This is a genomic window from Polaromonas sp. P1_E3 (assembly GCF_056405935.1).
Window position 1 is genome coordinate 1 of record NZ_JBFUBD010000736.1, and the last position, 866, is coordinate 866.

The following is an 866-nucleotide window of genomic DNA, read 5'->3' on the forward strand; positions in this document are numbered from 1 at the left end:
GAGCAAGCTGGAGTTGAAGTTGCCGGTTGCTACCGCAGCGCCGGGAGCAGCCGGCGCCACGGCTGAGCACAAGCACTGATGTGTGTTTGCTGCAGGGTGCTAGCTGCGCTTGCCTGAGCCCAGGCGGCGGTAAACCGTGGCCCGGCTGACACCAAGCGCCTTTGCGGCCTGCAGCACATTGCCGCGTGCATCGGTCACCGCCTTGCGGATCAGGGCGGTTTCCAGTTCCTTCAGCGTGCGCGAGGCGGTGCCCGACGCAGTGTCCGAAGTTTGCAGGCCGGTGGCTGCAGACGGCGCATCCCGGCCGCGCAACTGCGGCAGCGCATGCAGGCGCAGGCCTGTCCAGAGCGGCACCTCCAGGATGCCGCCGTTCACCGGGGCCCGTCGCTGCGCCGCGTCAAACAGCATTTCATAGGGCAGGGCAAAAAGGTCGTTGCAATGCGGCGCTGTGGCCGCGCCGAGGCCCAGCTGTGAAACCATCTGGCGCGCCGCCTGGTTGGCGCCTGTGACGCAACCGTCGGCATCCACACACACCATCCCGTCGGTTTCATCGCCCAGCGTGCGGCCCGGCCAGTTCAGCCGGATCAGCAGTGCATGGGGTTTGCCCAGGGTGAGCGCGTTCTCTATGCTGCGCGCAGATTGTGCGACGAGATGCTGGAGCTCGGGTCTCTCGGCCACTTCAATGCCCGTCAGGTCCAGCATGCCGGCGCAGCGGCCGTCAGGGCCGAACAAGGGTGCGCCGGCGCAGCTGTAAACCGAAGTGGCATCAAAGAAATGCTCCCCCCGGTGCAGCCACACCGGTCGCAATTCGGTCAGCGCTGCGCCGATGGCGGTGGTGCCAACTTGTGGCTCCGAGAGGTCCGTAC

General features: G+C 66.6%; 1 protein-coding gene. It reads right to left on the minus strand.

From position 1 onward, the window contains the following. Positions 1-99 precede the first annotated feature (99 nt). A partial coding sequence (locus AC1D0Z_RS23170; RefSeq protein ID WP_477660474.1) for a helix-turn-helix domain-containing protein occupies positions 100-866 on the minus strand: 767 nt, incomplete at its 5' end.